The sequence below is a fragment of the Diaphorobacter nitroreducens genome (genome assembly GCF_002214645.1).
Classification (GTDB): Bacteria; Pseudomonadota; Gammaproteobacteria; order Burkholderiales; family Burkholderiaceae_C; genus Diaphorobacter; species Diaphorobacter nitroreducens.
On sequence record NZ_CP016278.1, the window covers coordinates 260598 to 277190 of the forward strand.

Here is a 16593-nt window from a genome sequence, read left to right on the forward strand (position 1 = left end):
CGAAGCGCTCTACTTTTTGATGATTCAGACCGCCAGCGGAGGCTCCAGCCACTGGCCCGCCGCTGCCATCACGCACTGGGTGAGGCGCTCCAGCGCCACCTGCGCCGTGCGCGGGTGGGCCCAGTACAGCGGCACGTCCATGGCGGTGTTCGGCAGCAACTGCACCAGACGGCCCTCGGCCAGTTGCTGGCCGATCAGCGTCAGCGGGTGCATGCCCCACCCCATGCCCACCTCGCAGGCGCGCACGTAGCCAAAGTTGGACGGCAGGAAGTGCCTGGGCGCATGCGTGCGCGACGTGAGGCCGTGCGCCTGCATCCATTGGTCTTGCAGACGGTCCTTGCGGTCGAAGGTCATGATCGGCGCGCGCGCCAGCGTGGCGGCCGTCACACCGTCGGCAAAGTGCCGCGCAATGAACCCGGGGCTGGCGGCGGCCACATAGCGCATGGTGCCCAGCGGCCAGGTGTTGCAGCCGGCGATGGCCGTGCCCGTGGCGGTGACGGCGGCGATCACCTCGCCCTGGCGCAGCCGCTCGCCCGTGTGCTCCTGGTCGTCGATGCGCAGGTCCAGCAGTTCGTTGCCGCCCGCGGTGAAGGCGGCCATGGCGTCCATGAACCAGGTGGACAGCGAATCCGCGTTGACGGCCAGCTTGAGCGTTGGTGCCGGCGCGGGCATGTCGGGCAGCAGGTCGGGGTTGGTACGGCGCAACTGGTTTTCCAGCAGCGCCACCTGTTCCAGGTGCAGGCACAGCCGGCGTCCGGCGTCGGTGCCGGTGCAGGGGCTGCCGCGCTGCACCAGCACCTGTCCCACGCGCTCCTCCAACTGCTTGATGCGCTGCGACACGGCCGATGGCGTTACGTGCAGGCGGCGCGCCGCCCGCTCGAAGCTGCCTTCGCGCACCACGGCGGCCAAGGCTTCCAGTCCAGCGTAGTCCAGCATTCAGTTTTACTTAATATCGGTTAGAAGTTTGAAGTGTACTTAAATGAATGCGCGGCCTACCATCGGGCGCATGTTCACTCAACACGCCGCTTCCTCCTGGCTCACGGGCTTCACCGTGTGCCTGTCGCTCATCGTCTCCATCGGGGCGCAGAACCTGTACGTGCTGCGCCAGGCCGTGCAGGGTCAACACGTGCGCGCCTGCGTGGCGTGGTGCGTGGCCAGCGACGCGCTGCTGGTGGCGCTGGGCGTGGCCGGTATGGCGCAGGTGCTGGGCCGTTCGCCCACGCTGGCGCATGCGCTGCAACTGGGCGGTGCGCTATTCCTGCTGGCCTACGGCTTGTTTGCCTGGCATCGTGCTTTCTTCGCACCGGACGCGGGGCTGAACGCCTCGGGGGGCGAACGCGTGGCGCGCGGGGTGCTGGGCGTGCTCAGCGGCCTGGCCGTCATCACGCTGCTCAACCCGCATGTGTCCCTGGACACGGTGGTGCTGATCGGCTCCATCGGTGCGCGCCAGGATGGTTGGCTCAAGTGGGTGTTCGTGCTGGGGGCGGCGTCGGCCAGCCTGACCTGGTTCGTGGTGCTGGCTTTCGCCGGGCGGCGCCTGCAGGGCGTGTTTGCCAACCCTCGCGCCTGGCGCGTGCTGGACACGCTGACGGGCGCGATGATGTTCGTGCTGGCCTGGTGGGTGTGGCAGGGAGCCTGACGTCGTGCCCCCACCCATGAAAAAAGCGCTGCCGCGGCAGCGCTTTTCTTCGTACAGCGTTGCCGCTGCGCGGTGCGCGGTCAGAACGCTGGGACCACGGCGCCCTTGTACTTGTCCTGGATGAACTTCTTCACCTCGGGCGTGTGCAGCGCCTTGATCAGCTTGGCGATGTTGGGGTCGTTGGCGCGGTCGGCACGGGCCGCCACGATGTTGGTGTAGGGCGAGTCGGCGCCTTCGATGAACAGCGCATCCTTGGTGGGGTTGAGCTTGGCTTCGATCGCGTAGTTGGTGTTGATCAGGGCCAGGTCCACATCGGCCAGCGCACGCGGCAGCAGCGGGGCTTCGAGCTCCTTGAACTTGAGCTTCTTGGGGTTCTTCACCACGTCCAGCGGCGTGGGCGTGAGGCTCTTGGGGTCCTTGAGCTCGATCAGGCCCTGCTTGGCCAGCAGAATCAGCGCGCGGCCGCCGTTGGACGGATCGTTGGGGATGGCCACGGTGGCACCGTCCTTCAAGTCCTTCACGTTCTTGATCTTGTTGGAGTAGGCGCCAAAGGGCTCCACGTGGATTTTGCCGTTGGGCACGGCCACCAGGCTGCTCTTGCGGTCCTTGTTGTAGCTGTCCAGGTAGGGCTGGTGCTGGAAGAAGTTGGCGTCCAGCTGCTTGTCCTCGACGGCGGCGTTGGGCTGCACGTAATCGCTGAATTCCTTGACCTGCAGGTCCAGCCCCTGGGCCTTGAGCTGGGGCTTCACGAAGTTCAGGATCTCCGCGTGCGGCACGGCCGTGGCGGCTACCTTGAGCACGTCGGCGGCTTGTGCACCCAGCGCGGCAGCGGCCAGGGCAATGGCAGACAGGGTTTTCTTCAGCATGGAGAACGGTTTCCTTTTAGCGGTGACTTGAGAGCACCGCCCTGTGCAAGAGGGCGATGACCAGGGTGTGAAGTGTAAGCGCGACGACTCAACCGCAAGTCGTTTTTATTTTCATATTCATATATGAAGTAGGTTCTTTATCTTTTGTTATTTTGATAAAAAACCGCACTAGCGCCCATTTGACAAGCGCTAGAAGCTATGAATATGGGAGCGCGAATGGGGCTGCGGTATGGGTGCTCAGCGCAGCACTTCCAGCAGCCGGTCCAGTCCACCCTGGTTGATGGCCACGCGGGCCTGTGCGCGCACGGCGGGCTTGGCGTGGTAGGCCACGGACAGCCCGGCCGCGCCCATCATGGGCAGGTCGTTGGCCCCGTCGCCCACGGCGATGGCCTGGCGCGCGTCGATGCCCATGAGCGAGGCGACCTCCAGCAGCGTGCGCCGCTTTTCCGCGCCGTCGCAGATGTCGCCCCAGGGTTGGTCCACCATGCGGCCGGTGAGCAGGCCGTTCTCGATCTCCAGCACGTTGGAGCGTGCGAAGTCGATCCCCAGGTGCGCCTTCACGCGGTCGGAGAAGAAAGTGAACCCACCCGAAACGAGCAGCGTGGCCAGCCCCGCGGCCTTGGCGGCGGCGATGAGTTCGGCCGCGCCGGGGTTGAAGCGCAGGCGCTCGGTGAACACGCGCTCCAGGTGGTCCGTGCCCACGCCCTTGAGCAGCGCCACGCGCTGGCGCAGGCTTTCCTTGTAGTCGGCGATCAGGCCCTGCATGGCGGCCTCGGTGATGGCGGCCACCTCGGCCTTGCGGCCGGCGGCGTCGGCGATCTCGTCCACGCATTCGATGCTGATGAGCGTGGAATCCATGTCGAAGGCGATGAGCTTGTAGTCGGCCAGCCGCAGCGGCGGCGTGATGCCCTGCACGACGAGACCGGGGGCAAATTCAAAAGGAGTCTGGGACATGGAAGCGGAGTAGAGCGGATGCGAAAAAGAGGGATTGTCGTTCAGGGCTTGGGCAGGTACAGCTGGTCGGACCAGGTGGCCAGCCACCCGGGCTTGAAGGCCACGAACACCGCGCACAGCATGCCCGTGACCATGCCATCGCCCCAGGCCATGAGCCAGCGCGCCACCAGCGACAACTGCTCGCCCACGCCCGGCAGCACATGGCCCGCCCATTGCGACAGCGAGCCTGCCACGAACACGCACAGCGCCGTGCCCAGGAAGCCCCGGCCCAGCACATAGACGAAGATGCGCACGCCGGTGAGCGCGCGTGCGCCCGCCAGGCGCCGCAGCAGCACGCCCACGAGCAGCGCGAGCGTGGCGGGGACGATGCCTTGCCACACGGCCAGGCCCAGCGCGTCGCCCCAGCCCAGGCTGGGCGAGACCAGCGCGGCGATCGTGCCGACGGCCAGCAGGGCCGGAACCGCCAGCGGCCAGCCCAGCATGAGCAGCACCAGGCAGGCGCCTGACCACTGCAGCTGCAGCGGCATGCGGTGCAGCGTAGGCAGAGCCCAGGCCCAGGGCAGCAGCACGAGCGTGGCGAGCAGCGGCGTCCACAGCGTGGCAGGTGCGCCATGGGCCTCGTGCGCCAACGGTTTGCGGCTGCCCAGCAGCCGCCAGGGCCGCGCGGCCAGCGCGAAGGCCAGTGCCAGCAGGGCGAGGGAGGCTTCCAGTGCCATGGATCTGCCTAGGCGGGGACGGCGGCCTGCGCCTCGGCCAGCGGCTGGCCCAGGCTGCGCAGCACGTCGCGCACCATCTGGGCGCGCGCGGCGGGGTCGGGCAGCTCGCGCTCGATGCGCAGCTTCTCATTGCCCGCCAGCTTGATGTGCTTGTTTTTCTGGATCAGGTGGATGATGGCCATCGGGTCCACCGGGGGCTGCGGCTTGAAGGTGATGGTGATCACGCCGGGGGCGGCATCCACCTTCACGACGCCGTAGGGCGCGGACAGCACGCGCAGACGGTGCACGTCGATCAGCGTCTGCGCCTGCGGCGGCAGCTTGCCGAAGCGGTCCACGATCTCTTCGAGCAGGCCATCGATCTGGTCGCCGGTCTTGGCCGTGGCCAGCTTCTTGTAGAACGACAGGCGCAGATGCACATCGCCGCAATAGTCGTCGGGCAGCAGGGCCGGGGCGTGCAGGTTGATGTCGGTGGCGGCCTGCATGGGGGCGAGCAGATCGGGTTCCTTGCCGGCCTTGAGTTGCTTCACCGCCTCGGCCAGCATCTCGTTGTAGAGCTGGAAACCGATCTCCATCATGTTGCCGCTCTGGCTCTCGCCCAGCACCTCGCCCGCGCCGCGGATCTCCAGGTCGTGCATGGCGAGGTAAAAGCCCGAACCCAGCTCCTCCATCTGCTGGATGGCGTCCAGGCGCTGCTGCGCCTGCTTGGTCAGGCCGTCGATGTCGGGCACCATCAGGTAGGCGTAGGCCTGGTGGTGGCTGCGGCCCACGCGCCCGCGCAACTGGTGCAGCTGCGCCAGGCCGAACTTGTCGGCGCGGCTGATGATGATGGTGTTGGCCGTGGGCACGTCGATGCCGGTCTCGATGATGGTCGAGCACAGCAGGATGTTGTAGCGCTGGGCCACGAAGTCGCGCATCACGCGCTCCAGCTCGCGCTCGGGCATCTGGCCGTGGGCCACGGCGATGCGCGCCTCGGGCAATATCTCTTCGAGCTTCTGGCGCCGGTTCTCGATGGTCTCGACCTCGTTGTGCAGGAAGTAGCACTGGCCGCCGCGCTTGAGCTCGCGCAGCACGGCCTCGCGGATCACGCCCGTGCCTTCGTTGCGCACGAAGGTCTTGATGGCCAGGCGCCGCTGCGGCGCGGTGGCGATCACGGACAGGTCGCGCAGCCCCTCCAGCGCCATGCCCATGGTGCGCGGGATCGGCGTGGCGGTGAGCGTGAGCACATCCACCTCGGCGCGGAACTGCTTCATCGCCTCCTTGTGGCGCACGCCGAAGCGGTGTTCTTCGTCGATGATGAGCAGGCCCAGGTTCTTGAACTGGGTCGATTCGCTGAGCAGCTTGTGCGTGCCCACGACGATGTCCACCGTGCCGTCGGCAATGCCCTTCACGGCGGCGGTGATCTCCTTGCCCGAGCGAAAGCGCGAGACCTCGGCCACCTTCACGGGCCACTTGCTGAAGCGGTCGCTCAGCGTGCGGTAGTGCTGCTCGGCCAGCAGCGTGGTGGGCGCCAGGAACGCCACCTGCTTGCCCCCGGCCACGGCCACGAAGCAGGCGCGCAGTGCGACCTCGGTCTTGCCAAAGCCGACGTCGCCGCAGACCAGCCGGTCCATGGGGCGCGGGCTGATCATGTCCTGCACCACGGCGTGGATCGCGGCCTTCTGGTCCGCGGTCTCCTCGAAGCCGAAGTCGTTGGCGAACTGCTCGTAGTCGTTGGGCGAGTAGCGGAAGGCATGCCCCTCCCGCGCGGCGCGGCGGGCGTAGATGTTGAGCAGTTCGGCCGCGGCGTCGCGCACCTGCTCGGCGGCCTTGCGCTTGGCCTTTTCCCACTGGCCGCTGCCCAGCTTGTGCAGCGGGGCCTCGTCGGCAGACACGCCCGTGTAGCGGCCGATGAGTTGTAGCTGACTCACAGGCACGTAGAGCACGGCCTTGTCGGCGTATTCCAGGTGCAGGAACTCCTGCAGCGCGGGGCTGCCGTCGGGGTTCTTGTTGCCCACATCCATGTGGATGAGGCCGCGGTAGCGCCCGATGCCGTGCTGGTTGTGCACCACCGGGTCGCCCACCTTCAGCTCGGACAAGTCCTTGATCAGCGCTTCGACGTCGCTGGCCTGCTCCTGCTTCTTGCGCCGGCGCGTGGTGGAGCCGGCGGCGAACAGTTCGGTCTCGGTGACCAGGTCCAGCCCTTCTTCCATCCACGCGAAGCCCGAGGCCAGCGCCGCCGTGGCGATGCCGACGCGCTCTTCGGGCGTCCCCTGAAATTCGGCCAGCGAATCGAAAGCCGGCGGGTTCAACCCCGAGGCCCGCAGGAAGTCCAGCAGGCTCTCGCGCCGGCCGTCGCTTTCGGCCAGCAGCAGCACGCGCTGCGCCGTGGCACGGATGTGCGCCTGCAGCCGCGCCAGCGGGTCCTCGGCGCCGCGCACCACGGACAGGTCGGGCAGCTTCTGGAACTGCGCGTTGTCCGCCACGTCTTCCACACCGGGGCGCAGCGACAGCTGGGCATGCTGCTTGGCCTGGGCGTAGAACTGCTCGGCGCCCAGGAACAGCGCCTCCGGCGGCAGGGTGGGGTGGTCCGGGTCGCCCTGGATCAGGCGGTAGCGGTCGCGCGTGTCCTGCCAGAAGCGCTGGAAGGCCGTCTCCAGGTCGCCGTGCAGCACCACGGTGGCTTCGTTGCCCAGGTAATCGAACACGGTGGCGGTCTCGTCGAAGAACAGCGGCAGGTAGTACTCGATGCCGGCCGTGGCCACGCCGTTGCCCATGTCCTTGTAGATGCGGCTGCGCGTGGGATCGCCCTCCAGCAGCTCGCGCCAGCGCTGGCGGAACTTGGCGCGCGCCGCGTCGTCCATGGGGAACTCGCGCCCGGGCAGCAGGCGCACCTCGGGCACCGGGTAGAGGCTGCGCTGGCTGTCGGGGTCGAACGTGCGGATGGAGTCGATCTCGTCGTCGAACAGGTCCACCCGGTACGGCACGGCCGAGCCCATCGGGAACAGGTCGATCAACCCGCCGCGCACCGCGTATTCGCCATGGCCCACCACCTGGGACACATGCTGGTAGCCCGCGAGCGTGAGCTGGGCGCGCAGCTTGGCCTCGTCGAGCTTCTGCTTGACCTTGAAATGGAAGGTGTAGCCCGCGAGGAACGAGGGCGGCGCCAGCCGGTACAGCGCCGTGGTGGCCGGCACCAGCACCACGTCGGCGCCCGTGTCCCTGTCGCGCTGCTGGATGCGCCAGAGCGTGGCCAGCCGCTCGCTGATCAGGTCCTGGTGCGGCGAGAAGCTGTCGTAGGGCAGCGTTTCCCAGTCGGGAAACAGCGCGCAGCGCAACTCGGGCGCGAAGAAGGCCATCTCGTCGATGAGGCGCTGGGCGTCGGTTGCATCGGCGGTGACGATGGCGGTGGTGCGGCCCGCGGCCTTTTCACGCTCGCCCAGGCGGGCCAGCAGCAAGGCGTCGGCGCTGCCCACGGGGCGGGGCAGGGTGAATCGTTTTCCGGGGGAGAGTTTGGGCAGCTGCATGCAGGTGGCGTCGCCCCATGGTGTGGGATAGGGCGCAGGACACGGAGCAGTGTGCGCCAGGAGGCTCAAGACGACGACAGGGGATTTTAGAATGCCCGCCCATGACCGACCTGCTGCCGCCCACCACCCCTGCTCGCCCTGTGGCCGGGCGCTTCTGGGGGCTGGTGCCCTGCGCCGGCACCGGCACGCGCGCCGTGCGCAGGGGCGGGCAGGACGGCCCCCCCGTGCTGCCCAAGCAGTACCACACGGTGGCCGGCCACCCGATGGTGTTGCACACGCTGGCGGCCTTTGCGGGCGTGGCGCGCCTGGCGGGCACGCTGGTGGCCGTGGCCGCGGGCGACACCTTCTTCGACGATCACCCCCACCCGGCCTTCTTTGCCGTGCCCTGCGGCGGGCCCACGCGCGCCGACACGGTGCTGGGCGGCCTGAAGGCCCTGCAATCGCGCGGCGCGCAGGACGAGGACTGGGCGCTGGTGCACGATGCGGCGCGCTGCCTGGTGACGGCGCAGCAGATCGATGCGCTCATCGACGCCTGCCAGCACGACAGCGTGGGCGGGCTGCTGGCGCACAAGCTGGCGGACACGCTCAAGGTGGCGAGCGACGGCCCCGGCGGCGTGCGCGTGGCCGCCACCGTGGACCGCAGCGACAAATGGCTGGCGCAGACGCCGCAGATGTTCCGCATCGGTGCGCTGCGCCATGCGCTGGAGCGGGTGGGCGCCACCGCCACCGACGAGGCCAGTGCCATGGAGGCCATGGGCCTGCGCCCGCGCCTGGTGCCTGGCGGCGCGCAGAACTTCAAGGTGACCTACCCCGAGGACTTCGCGCTGGCCGAGGCCGTGCTGGCCCAGCGCATGCACGGCGCCACGCTGGAGCGCTTTGGCGGCGAACGCGGCGCCGCGGCGAGTGATCCGGTCAAGACTTTCTTTTCTTCCAAGGCATGAGGGCGGCGAACGCAATGGGCATGAATTTCAGAATCGGCGAAGGGTGGGACGTGCATGCGCTGGTGCCCGGGCGGCGCCTGGTCATCGGCGGGGTGGAGATCCCGCACACCATGGGCTTGCTGGGCCATTCCGATGCCGACGTGCTGCTGCATGCCATCACCGATGCGCTGCTGGGCGCGGCGGCGCTGGGCGACATCGGCAGCCACTTCCCCGACACCGACGCGCGCTTCAAGGGCGCGGATTCGGTGGCGCTGCTGGAGGAGGCGGCGCGCCGCGTGGGCGACACGGGCTACGCCATCGGCAACATTGACAGCACAGTCGTTGCGCAGGCACCGCGCCTGGCGGCGCACATCCCCGCCATGCGCGAGCGCATCGCCGGCGCGCTGGGCCTGGTGCTGGACCAAGTGAACGTGAAGGCCAAGACCGCCGAGCGCCTGGGCCCCGTGGGGCAGGGCCTGTCCATCGAGGCGCGCGCCGCCGTGTTGCTATTCAAAAAATAGCTGCTTGCAATGGAAGAGTGCCTGTTTCCGGTAGAAAACGCTGTAAATCGGCCACGCAGCAAGCGCTGGCTGCTATCGATTTTGCTGGGATGACGGCACACCGCTGCGCGGTGGCAGGTGGCGCTTGATCTGCGGGCGCTGCAGGCGCTGCTGGGGGTCCTGGCCCTGCCGTAGATTCATCGCGCGCTGCAACTGGATGTGGGCGACCAGCCCGCCCGAGCCCGAGTTGGCCAGCGCGAAGATGCCCCCCATGCGCTGCACGGTCTTGTCCACGATCGACAGGCCCAGGCCCGCGCCAGCGGCGGCCGTGCGCGCGGAGTCGCCGCGAAAGAACGGCTTGGTGAGGTTGGCCAGTTGCTCGGGTGGCGCGCCGGGCCCGTGGTCGCGCAGTTTCACCAGCACCCACTTCTCGCGCGCCTTGGCGGCGATGTCCACGGTGGTGATGCCGGTTTCACGGTTCTTGCCGTAGCGGCGGGCGTTCTCCAGCAGGTTGGAGATCACGCGCGCCAGCTCCACCTCGTCGGCCATCACGATCAGGTCCTCGGGCACATTCATCGAGATCTGCAGCTCGCGGTGGTCCTGCACCGCGTACACGCAGGACGACACCACGCCATGCAGGTTGACAGGGCTCAGGGCCACCGTGGTGTCGGGCCGCGCATAGTCCAGGAACTTGTCGATGGTGGCGTCCAGTTGCACGATGTCGGCCACCATGTGCTCGCGCGCCACGTCGTCGGTGACGCTCATCTCGGTTTCCAGGCGCAGCCGAGCCAGCGGCGTGCGCAGGTCGTGCGAGATGCCGGCCAGCATCACTGCGCGGTCCTGCTCCAGCTTGGCGAGCTTTTGCGCCATGCGGTTGAAGCCGATGTTGACCTCGCGGATCTCGCTGGTCACGGCCTCTTCGTCCAGGCGGCTGTTGGCAAAGTCACCGTCGCGCACGCGGTTGGCCGCGTCGCTGAGCTGCTTGAGTGGGCGGTTGATCAGCCGCGCGATGACGGCGGCACCCGCCAGCGACAGCGCGCCCGCGGTGATCAACCAGATCATCCAGGTCTTGCCGCCAGCGGCACTCAGGCGCGAACGGTCCATCAGCATCCAGTTGGGGTCGCCATTGATGGTGAAGCCCACCCACAGCCCCGTCTCGCCATTCACGCTGGCGGCCACGATGGTGCCGGGCCCCAGGCGCTGGGTGAGTTCTTCGGTCAGGCGCGAGCCGAGCGGGGAGGGCGAGAGCAGCTCGAACTTGTCACCCGGCTCGCGCGGCAGGATGCGCACGCCCTCCTGGTCGGCCATGGTCTTGAGCAGCGACACGCGCGCGATGGCATCGGAGTGGATGAGCGCCGCGCGGCTCAGGTTGACCAGCGATGCAATCTGCTGCGCCGTCTGCAGGGCGCGGGGCTCGAACTCCAGCGCGCGCAGCGTCTGCAGCCACGCCATGATGCTGCCGATCAGCAGCACGGCCAGCAGGAAGAAGGTGCGCCAGAAGAGGTTCAGCCCCACGCGTGCACGCTGGGCCCGCCGGCTGGCGGACGTTTCCAGCGGCGCGGGGCTGGTGGCATCGGAAGGCGCGTCGTGGGTGGCGCTCATGTCAAGGTGGCGTGCAAGCGGTCATGCAGGGCACGGCGTGCCGGTGGAGTGGGGCCGCCGTTCCTTTCGCAGGGATGCCCTGGTCAGTTCGTGCCGTCTGGCACGAACACGTAGCCCACACCCCACACGGTCTGGATGTAGCGCGGCGCGGCGGCGTCCACCTCGACCAGCTTGCGCAGGCGCGAGATCTGCACGTCCAGGCTGCGGTCGAACGGCTCGAACTCGCGCCCGCGTGCCAGCAGCGCGAGCTTTTCGCGCGACAGCGGCTGGCGCGGGTGGCGCACCAGGGCTTTCAGCATGGCGAATTCGCCCGTGGTCAGCGGCAGTTCCTCGCCGTTCTTTTGCAGCGCGCGCGTGCCCAGGTCGAAGGTGAAGGGGCCGAAGGTCACCACTTCGTTGTCGCCCGACGGTGCGCCCGGGGCCTCCTGCGGCGGGCGGCGGCGCAGCACGGCGTGGATGCGGGCCAGCAGTTCGCGCGGGTTGAAGGGCTTGCCCAGGTAGTCGTCGGCGCCCACTTCCAGGCCCACGATGCGGTCCACGTCCTCGCCCTTGGCGGTCAGCATGATGATGGGCGTGCGGTCATTGGCCGCGCGCAGGCGCCGGCAGATCGACAGGCCGTCTTCCCCCGGCATCATCAGGTCCAGCACGATCAGGTCCACGGTCTCGCGCAGCAGGATGCGGTTGAGGGCCTTGCCGTCTTCCGCGACCATAACTTCAAAGCCTTCCTGGGTGAGGTAGCGGCGCAGCAGGTCGCGGATGCGCGCATCGTCATCCACCACGAGAACTTTGTCGGTACGGTTGGTTGTTGAAGCCATGCTTTCTTTCCCAGTCCAATTTGTAACAGAGCCGATTCTGACCAGCTTGCGAACGGAAAGTCCGGTTTTACCCCGGGGTCTGACCAACTGTTACAGGTTTTGCGACACCTCGCAACGACATTACCGGGCATTCATGCCAGCGCTGCGCTGACGCGGTTAGCGTCGGTCCTGGGGCATGCTGCACATGCCTGTACAACGTCAACCCAAGAAAAGGAACACCATGCAAAGAACTATAAAAACAATAGCTGCTTGCGCAGTGATGGCGGGCGCTGTGGCCGCTTACGCTCAGAATCCTTCGGCGCCGCCGCAGAACGTGCTGCAGCTCTCCGCATCGGGCACGGTGCAGGTGCAGCAGGACTTGCTGGTGCTGACGCTGGCCGCCACCAAGGAAGCCGCTGACGCCGCAGGCGTGCAAACGCAACTCAAACAGGCGCTGGACGCCGCGCTGGCCGAAGCCCGCCGCGCCGCCCAGCCGCAGCAGATGGACGTGCGCACGGGGGCCTTCGGCATGTACCCGCGCTACGGCAAGGACGGCAAGATCACCGGCTGGCAGGGCCGCGCCGAGCTGGTGCTGGAAGGGCGCGACTTCCCGCGCATCACGGCCACGGCGGGCAAGATCCAGAGCATGTCCATCAGCCAGATCGCATTCGACCTGTCGCGCGAGGCGCGGGCCAAGGTGGAGACCGAGGCCCAGGCACAGGCCATCGAGGCCTTCAAGGCACGCGCCTCCGAACTGGCGCGGGGCTTCGGTTTTGGCGGCTACACGCTGCGCGAGGTGGCGGTGAACAGCAACGAGATGTCGCCCGGCCCGCGCCCGCGCATGATGGCCATGGAGGCCAAGGCGGCATCCTATGCGTCCGACGCTCCCGTGCCTGTGGAGGCCGGCAAGGCCCAGGTGGTGGTGACGGTGGCTGGCTCGGTACAGCTCAAGTGACCCCAGTGGCCGCTATCAGCCATTTTGGCCTGCAGCGCCCGCCAGTCGGGCGTTGCAAGCTACTTTATTAATAGCGGGCTTACTGCGCCACCCAGCCGCCGTCCATATTCCATGCCACGCCGCGCACGTTGTTGGCGGCGGCCGAGCAGAAGAACACGGCCAGTTCACCCAGCTCTTCGGGTGTGGTGAACTGCATGGAGGGCTCCTTCTCGCCCAGCAGCACTTTCTTGGCCTCTTCGTTGGAGATGCCCAGCGCGGCGGCCTTGGCGTCCACCTGCTTTTGCACCAGCGGTGTGAGCACCCAGCCGGGGCAGATCGCGTTGCAGGTCACGCCCGTCGGGGCGGTCTCCAGCGCCGTCACCTTGGTCAGGCCCACGATTCCGTGCTTGGCCGCCACGTAGGCCGACTTCTGCGCCGAGCCCACCAGGCCGTGCACCGACGCCACATTGATGATGCGGCCCCAGTCATTGGCCAGCATGCCGGGCAGCGCCAGGCGCGTGGTGTGGAAGGCGCTGGTCAAGTTGATGGCGATGATGGCGTCCCACTTCTCCACGGGGAAGTCCTGCACGCTGGCCACGTGCTGGATGCCGGCGTTGTTGACCAGGATGTCCACGCGGCCGAACTGGGATGCGGCGTACTTGAGCATGTCCTCGATCTCCGCGGGGCGGCTCATGTCCGCGCCGTGGTAGGCCACGCGGGCGCCTGCGGCCTCGCCGGCGGCCAGCACCTCGGCGCGCGGACCGTCCACGTCGCCAAAGCCGTTGAGCACGATGTTCGCCCCCTGGCGCGCGAGCGCCTTGGCGATGCCCAGGCCGATGCCGCTGGTGGAGCCGGTGACGAGGGCGGTTTTGCCGTTCAGCATGAGAGTCTCTCCGAATGAATTAGGATGCAGCGCAGGCATTATCGAGCGCTGCATGACGGTACCGTTTCCATGATTCAACCTACGCTGAAATACGTACCGTGCCCCGGCCCCGCGGCCGCCGGCCACCCGGAACAAGGCCGTCGCATGGCCTACTGGGAGTGGAACGAGACGGGCGACGCGGCCCATCCCCATGTGATCGTCTGCGTCCACGGGCTGGCACGCCAGGGGCGGGACTTCGACACCCTGGCACGCGCGCTGGCCCGCCATGCGCGCGTGGTCTGCCCCGATGTCGTGGGGCGCGGACGCAGCGATTGGCTGGCCGATCCGATGCAATACCAATTGCCGCTGTACGCGGCCGACATGCTGGCCTTGCTGGCGCAACTGCACGCGCAAGGCCCCATCGCCACCCTGGATTGGGTGGGCACGAGCATGGGCGGGCTCATCGGCATGGGCCTGTGCGGCCAGACGGGGGTGTTGCCGGTACCCGTGCGGCGCCTGGTGCTCAACGATGTGGGGCCGCGGGTGGAGTGGCAAGCGCTCGCGCGCATCGGCCAGTACCTGGGCCAGCCCGCGCATTTCGCGACGCTGCAGCAGGCGGCCGACGCGCTGTGGGCGGTGTCGCGCAGCTTCGGGCCGCACACACCTGCGCAGTGGCTGGAGCTGTCTCGCGCCATGGTGCGCGAGACGCCCCAAGGGGGCTTGGCCCTGCACTACGACCCGGCGATCGCCGTGCCCTTTCGCGCTCTTACGCCGGAGGCCGCGCTGGCGGGTGAGCAGCAGCTATGGCAGCTGTACGACCAGATCCCGGCCCAGGTGCTGCTGCTGCGCGGTGCGGAGTCGGACCTGCTGTCCAGCGCTACGGCGCGCGAGATGACCGCGCGCGGCCCGCGTGCGCGGCTGGTGGAGTTCGCCGGCGTGGGCCACGCGCCGACGCTGGTGCAGCCGGACCAGGTGGCCGTGGTCGCGCAGTTCCTGCTGGAGCGGCAGGAGGAGTTGACAGCATGAAGAGCAGTTCCATCGGCCATCTGCCCATGGGGCAGGGCGCGGCCGCCGGGCCCCGACCCGAGGCGGTGCCGCAGCTCATCGCAGCCACCGCGCAGGCGGGGCCGGAGCATGCCGACGCCCTGGTGCGCGCCCGCGCCTTTGCCGAGCCGCTCTTGATCGGCGAAACGTTGGAAACCGGAGAGAACACCCTCGTCCATGCCGATGCGGTGTCCGCCATCCTCAAGCACCTGGGCGGCTCGGAAACCATGCAGGCGGCGGCCTATCTGGTGTATGCCTGCTCGCACCTGAACAAGCCCGAGGAAGTGATCACCAAGGCCTTCGGCAGCAATTTCGCCGCGCTGGCGCTGGAGACCACCAAGCTCATGCGCGTGCAACTGCAGGCGCGCGAGGCGCAGGTGACGGGCCAGCAGGTGGACGATGCGGCCACGCAGACCGAGAACGTGCGCAAGATGCTGCTGGCCTTCTCGCGCGATCTGCGCGTGGTGATGCTGCGCCTGGCGTCCCGCCTGCAGACGCTGCGCTTTTATGCCGCAGCCAAGCGCCCGGTATCGCCGGCCATCGCGCGCGAGGCGCTACAGGTGTTCGCGCCGCTGGCCAACCGCCTGGGCATCTGGCAGATGAAGTGGGAGCTGGAAGATCTGGCCTTCCGCTTCCTGGAGCCCGAGACCTATAAGGAAGTGGCCCGCCTGCTCGACGAGAAGCGCGTGGAGCGCGAGCTGTACATGGAGCAGGTGCGCAGCCGGCTGGAGTCCGAGTTGCGCGCGCGCAGCATCAGCGCCAGCGTGCAGGGCCGGCCCAAGCACATCTACAGCATCGTCAAGAAGATGCGCGGCAAGTCGCTGAACTTCGACCAGGTGTTCGACATCCGTGCGCTGCGTGTGGTGGTGCCGAGCGTCAAGGACTGCTATGCCGCTTTGAGCTGGGTGCACAGCCAGTTCAAGCCCATCGAGGCGGAGTTCGACGACTACATCGCCCGCCCCAAGCCCAACGGCTACCAGTCGCTGCACACCGTGGTGCGCGACGAGGCGGGCAAGGCCATCGAGATCCAGATCCGCACCCAGGCCATGCACGACCATGCCGAGCATGGCGTGGCCGCGCACTGGGCCTACAAGGAAGCGGGCACCAAGGGCTACGCCGGCGTGTCGGCCAGCAGCGAGTACGACGCCAAGATCGCCGTACTGCGCCAGCTGCTGGCGTGGGAGCGCGACCTGGTGGGCTCCGCCAGCCGCAGCGGGTTGTTCGAAGACCGCATCTATGTGCTGACCCCGGACGCGGCCGTGGTGGAACTGCCCCAAGGCGCCACGCCCGTGGACTTCGCCTATGCCGTGCACACCAGCGTCGGCCACCGCTGCCGGGGTGCGCGTGTCGACGGCAACATGGTTCCGCTGAACACGCCGCTGCAAAACGGCCAGACGGTGGAGATCACCACCGTGAAGGAAGGGCGCCCCTCGCGCGACTGGCTCAACCCGGAACTGGGCTACCTCACCAGCAACCGCGCGAAGGCCAAGGTGCGCGCGTGGTTCAACGCACAGGCCACCCATGCCACGGTGGCGCGCGGCCGCGAGCTGGTGGAAAAGCTGCTGCAGCGCGAGGGCAAGACGGCCCTCAAGCTTGACGACCTGGCGGTGCAGCTGGGCTTCAAGTCGGCCGAGGCCTTGTTCGAAGTGGTGGGCAAGGACGAATTCTCGCTGCGCAGCATCGAGACCTTGTTGCGCCCACCCGAGCCGGCGGTCGACGAGCCTGACGTGCTGCTCAAGAAGGCGCGCACACCCGACGGCGCGCCCAAGGGCGGCGTGCTGGTGGTGGGTGTGGATTCCCTCATGACGCAGTTGGCCAAGTGCTGCAAGCCCGCGCCGCCCGATGAGATCCGCGGTTTCGTCACGCGCGGCAAGGGCGTGAGCGTGCACCGCGCCGACTGCAGCAACTTCCGCGAGATGGCGGCGCGCAATGCGGAGCGCGTGATCGACGTGGAGTGGGGAAAGTCGCAGCGCGCCGCCGGAGAAGCCGCCGTCTACCCCGTGGACGTGGCGGTGGAAGCCTCGGACCGCCAGGGCCTGCTGCGCGACATCTCGGAAGTGTTCGCGCGCGAGAAGACCAACGTCATCGGCGTGCAGACACAGTCCGTCAAGGGAACGGCATGGATGACCTTCACCGTGGAGGTGTCCGATGCGGGGCGGCTCAACAAGGTGCTGGGTATCGTGGCCGCGGTGCAGGGGGTGCGGTCGGCGCGCCGGCGATGACGGCCGTCAGGGCCGAGGCGGCATTTTTTGCTGCTAT

The 16593-nt window shown here is 68.0% G+C and carries 14 protein-coding genes; 6 read left to right on the forward strand and 8 right to left on the reverse strand.

Features of this window, described 5'->3' with window-relative positions:
* Nucleotides 1-24: 24 nt before the first annotated feature.
* The gene (locus tag BA022_RS01195) at nucleotides 25-936 is read right to left on the reverse strand and encodes an HTH-type transcriptional regulator ArgP (RefSeq protein ID WP_015913882.1); all 912 of its coding nucleotides are present in this window, start codon (nucleotides 934-936) and stop codon (nucleotides 25-27) included.
* A 70-nt stretch (nucleotides 937-1006) separates the two neighbouring features.
* On the opposite strand from BA022_RS01195, the gene BA022_RS01200 reads away from it, so the two are divergent.
* Nucleotides 1007-1639, forward strand: a complete 633-nt coding sequence (locus BA022_RS01200) for a LysE/ArgO family amino acid transporter (protein ID WP_088888479.1) — start codon at nucleotides 1007-1009, stop codon at nucleotides 1637-1639.
* An 80-nt stretch (nucleotides 1640-1719) separates the two neighbouring features.
* On the opposite strand, the gene BA022_RS01205 is transcribed toward BA022_RS01200, so the two are convergent.
* From BA022_RS01205 to mfd, 4 genes are all read right to left on the reverse strand, one after another.
* Entirely contained in the window at nucleotides 1720-2505 is a 786-nt protein-coding gene (locus tag BA022_RS01205) for a MetQ/NlpA family ABC transporter substrate-binding protein (RefSeq protein ID WP_047349480.1), read from the reverse strand.
* Nucleotides 2506-2742: 237 nt separating this feature from the next.
* Nucleotides 2743-3459, reverse strand: a complete 717-nt coding sequence (serB, locus tag BA022_RS01210) for a phosphoserine phosphatase SerB (RefSeq protein WP_088886308.1) — start codon at nucleotides 3457-3459, stop codon at nucleotides 2743-2745.
* Nucleotides 3460-3500: 41 nt separating this feature from the next.
* Nucleotides 3501-4175: a hypothetical protein gene (locus BA022_RS01215; RefSeq protein WP_088886309.1), complete on the reverse strand. Its 675-nt coding sequence runs from the start codon at nucleotides 4173-4175 to the stop codon at nucleotides 3501-3503.
* 8 nt (nucleotides 4176-4183) lie between these two features.
* Nucleotides 4184-7678, reverse strand: a complete 3495-nt coding sequence (gene mfd / locus BA022_RS01220; RefSeq protein ID WP_088886310.1) for a transcription-repair coupling factor — start codon at nucleotides 7676-7678, stop codon at nucleotides 4184-4186.
* Between the two features lie 101 nt (nucleotides 7679-7779).
* Between mfd and ispD the strand changes: the two genes are divergently transcribed.
* A complete protein-coding gene (gene ispD, locus BA022_RS01225) occupies nucleotides 7780-8619 on the forward strand; it encodes a 2-C-methyl-D-erythritol 4-phosphate cytidylyltransferase (protein WP_088886311.1) in 840 nt (279 codons plus the stop codon).
* Between the two features lie 20 nt (nucleotides 8620-8639).
* A complete protein-coding gene (gene ispF, locus BA022_RS01230) occupies nucleotides 8640-9119 on the forward strand; it encodes a 2-C-methyl-D-erythritol 2,4-cyclodiphosphate synthase (RefSeq protein ID WP_041836380.1) in 480 nt (159 codons plus the stop codon).
* Between the two features lie 72 nt (nucleotides 9120-9191).
* Here the strand turns inward: ispF and BA022_RS01235 are convergent, their stop codons facing one another.
* Nucleotides 9192-10700: an ATP-binding protein gene (locus BA022_RS01235; protein WP_088886312.1), complete on the reverse strand. Its 1509-nt coding sequence runs from the start codon at nucleotides 10698-10700 to the stop codon at nucleotides 9192-9194.
* 83 nt (nucleotides 10701-10783) lie between these two features.
* Nucleotides 10784-11515 (reverse strand): osmolarity response regulator transcription factor OmpR, encoded by a 732-nt coding sequence (gene ompR / locus BA022_RS01240; protein ID WP_011806277.1) that lies wholly within the window; start codon nucleotides 11513-11515, stop codon nucleotides 10784-10786.
* Nucleotides 11516-11735: 220 nt separating this feature from the next.
* Between ompR and BA022_RS01245 the strand changes: the two genes are divergently transcribed.
* Nucleotides 11736-12449, forward strand: a complete 714-nt coding sequence (locus tag BA022_RS01245; RefSeq protein ID WP_088886313.1) for an SIMPL domain-containing protein — start codon at nucleotides 11736-11738, stop codon at nucleotides 12447-12449.
* 79 nt (nucleotides 12450-12528) lie between these two features.
* On the opposite strand, the gene BA022_RS01250 is transcribed toward BA022_RS01245, so the two are convergent.
* The gene (locus BA022_RS01250) at nucleotides 12529-13311 is read right to left on the reverse strand and encodes a 3-hydroxybutyrate dehydrogenase (RefSeq protein WP_011806275.1); all 783 of its coding nucleotides are present in this window, start codon (nucleotides 13309-13311) and stop codon (nucleotides 12529-12531) included.
* Nucleotides 13312-13380: 69 nt separating this feature from the next.
* Here BA022_RS01250 and BA022_RS01255 point away from each other — a divergent pair, with 69 nt between their 5' ends.
* On the forward strand, nucleotides 13381-14316 hold the full coding sequence (locus BA022_RS01255; protein WP_088886314.1) for an alpha/beta fold hydrolase: 936 nt from the start codon (nucleotides 13381-13383) through the stop codon (nucleotides 14314-14316).
* 26 nt (nucleotides 14317-14342) lie between these two features.
* Nucleotides 14343-16556, forward strand: a complete 2214-nt coding sequence (locus BA022_RS01260) for a RelA/SpoT family protein (RefSeq protein WP_228403809.1) — start codon at nucleotides 14343-14345, stop codon at nucleotides 16554-16556.
* Nucleotides 16557-16593: the final 37 nt, after the last annotated feature.

What these genes read in the sequence shown, in the direction of transcription:
- BA022_RS01260 (WP_228403809.1), top strand. Translation starts at nt 14,343, where the DNA reads ATGGGGCAGGGCGCGGCCGCCGGGCCCCGACCCGAGGCGGTGCCGCAG.
- BA022_RS01200 (WP_088888479.1), top strand. Translation starts at nt 1,007, where the DNA reads ATGTTCACTCAACACGCCGCTTCCTCCTGGCTCACGGGCTTCACCGTG.
- BA022_RS01215 (WP_088886309.1), bottom strand. Translation starts at nt 4,175, where the DNA reads ATGGCACTGGAAGCCTCCCTCGCCCTGCTGGCACTGGCCTTCGCGCTG.
- BA022_RS01235 (WP_088886312.1), bottom strand. Translation starts at nt 10,700, where the DNA reads ATGAGCGCCACCCACGACGCGCCTTCCGATGCCACCAGCCCCGCGCCG.
- BA022_RS01250 (WP_011806275.1), bottom strand. Translation starts at nt 13,311, where the DNA reads ATGCTGAACGGCAAAACCGCCCTCGTCACCGGCTCCACCAGCGGCATC.
- ompR (WP_011806277.1), bottom strand. Translation starts at nt 11,515, where the DNA reads ATGGCTTCAACAACCAACCGTACCGACAAAGTTCTCGTGGTGGATGAC.
- BA022_RS01195 (WP_015913882.1), bottom strand. Translation starts at nt 936, where the DNA reads ATGCTGGACTACGCTGGACTGGAAGCCTTGGCCGCCGTGGTGCGCGAA.
- ispD (WP_088886311.1), top strand. Translation starts at nt 7,780, where the DNA reads ATGACCGACCTGCTGCCGCCCACCACCCCTGCTCGCCCTGTGGCCGGG.
- BA022_RS01205 (WP_047349480.1), bottom strand. Translation starts at nt 2,505, where the DNA reads ATGCTGAAGAAAACCCTGTCTGCCATTGCCCTGGCCGCTGCCGCGCTG.
- ispF (WP_041836380.1), top strand. Translation starts at nt 8,640, where the DNA reads ATGAATTTCAGAATCGGCGAAGGGTGGGACGTGCATGCGCTGGTGCCC.
- serB (WP_088886308.1), bottom strand. Translation starts at nt 3,459, where the DNA reads ATGTCCCAGACTCCTTTTGAATTTGCCCCCGGTCTCGTCGTGCAGGGC.
- mfd (WP_088886310.1), bottom strand. Translation starts at nt 7,678, where the DNA reads ATGCAGCTGCCCAAACTCTCCCCCGGAAAACGATTCACCCTGCCCCGC.
- BA022_RS01245 (WP_088886313.1), top strand. Translation starts at nt 11,736, where the DNA reads ATGCAAAGAACTATAAAAACAATAGCTGCTTGCGCAGTGATGGCGGGC.
- BA022_RS01255 (WP_088886314.1), top strand. Translation starts at nt 13,381, where the DNA reads ATGATTCAACCTACGCTGAAATACGTACCGTGCCCCGGCCCCGCGGCC.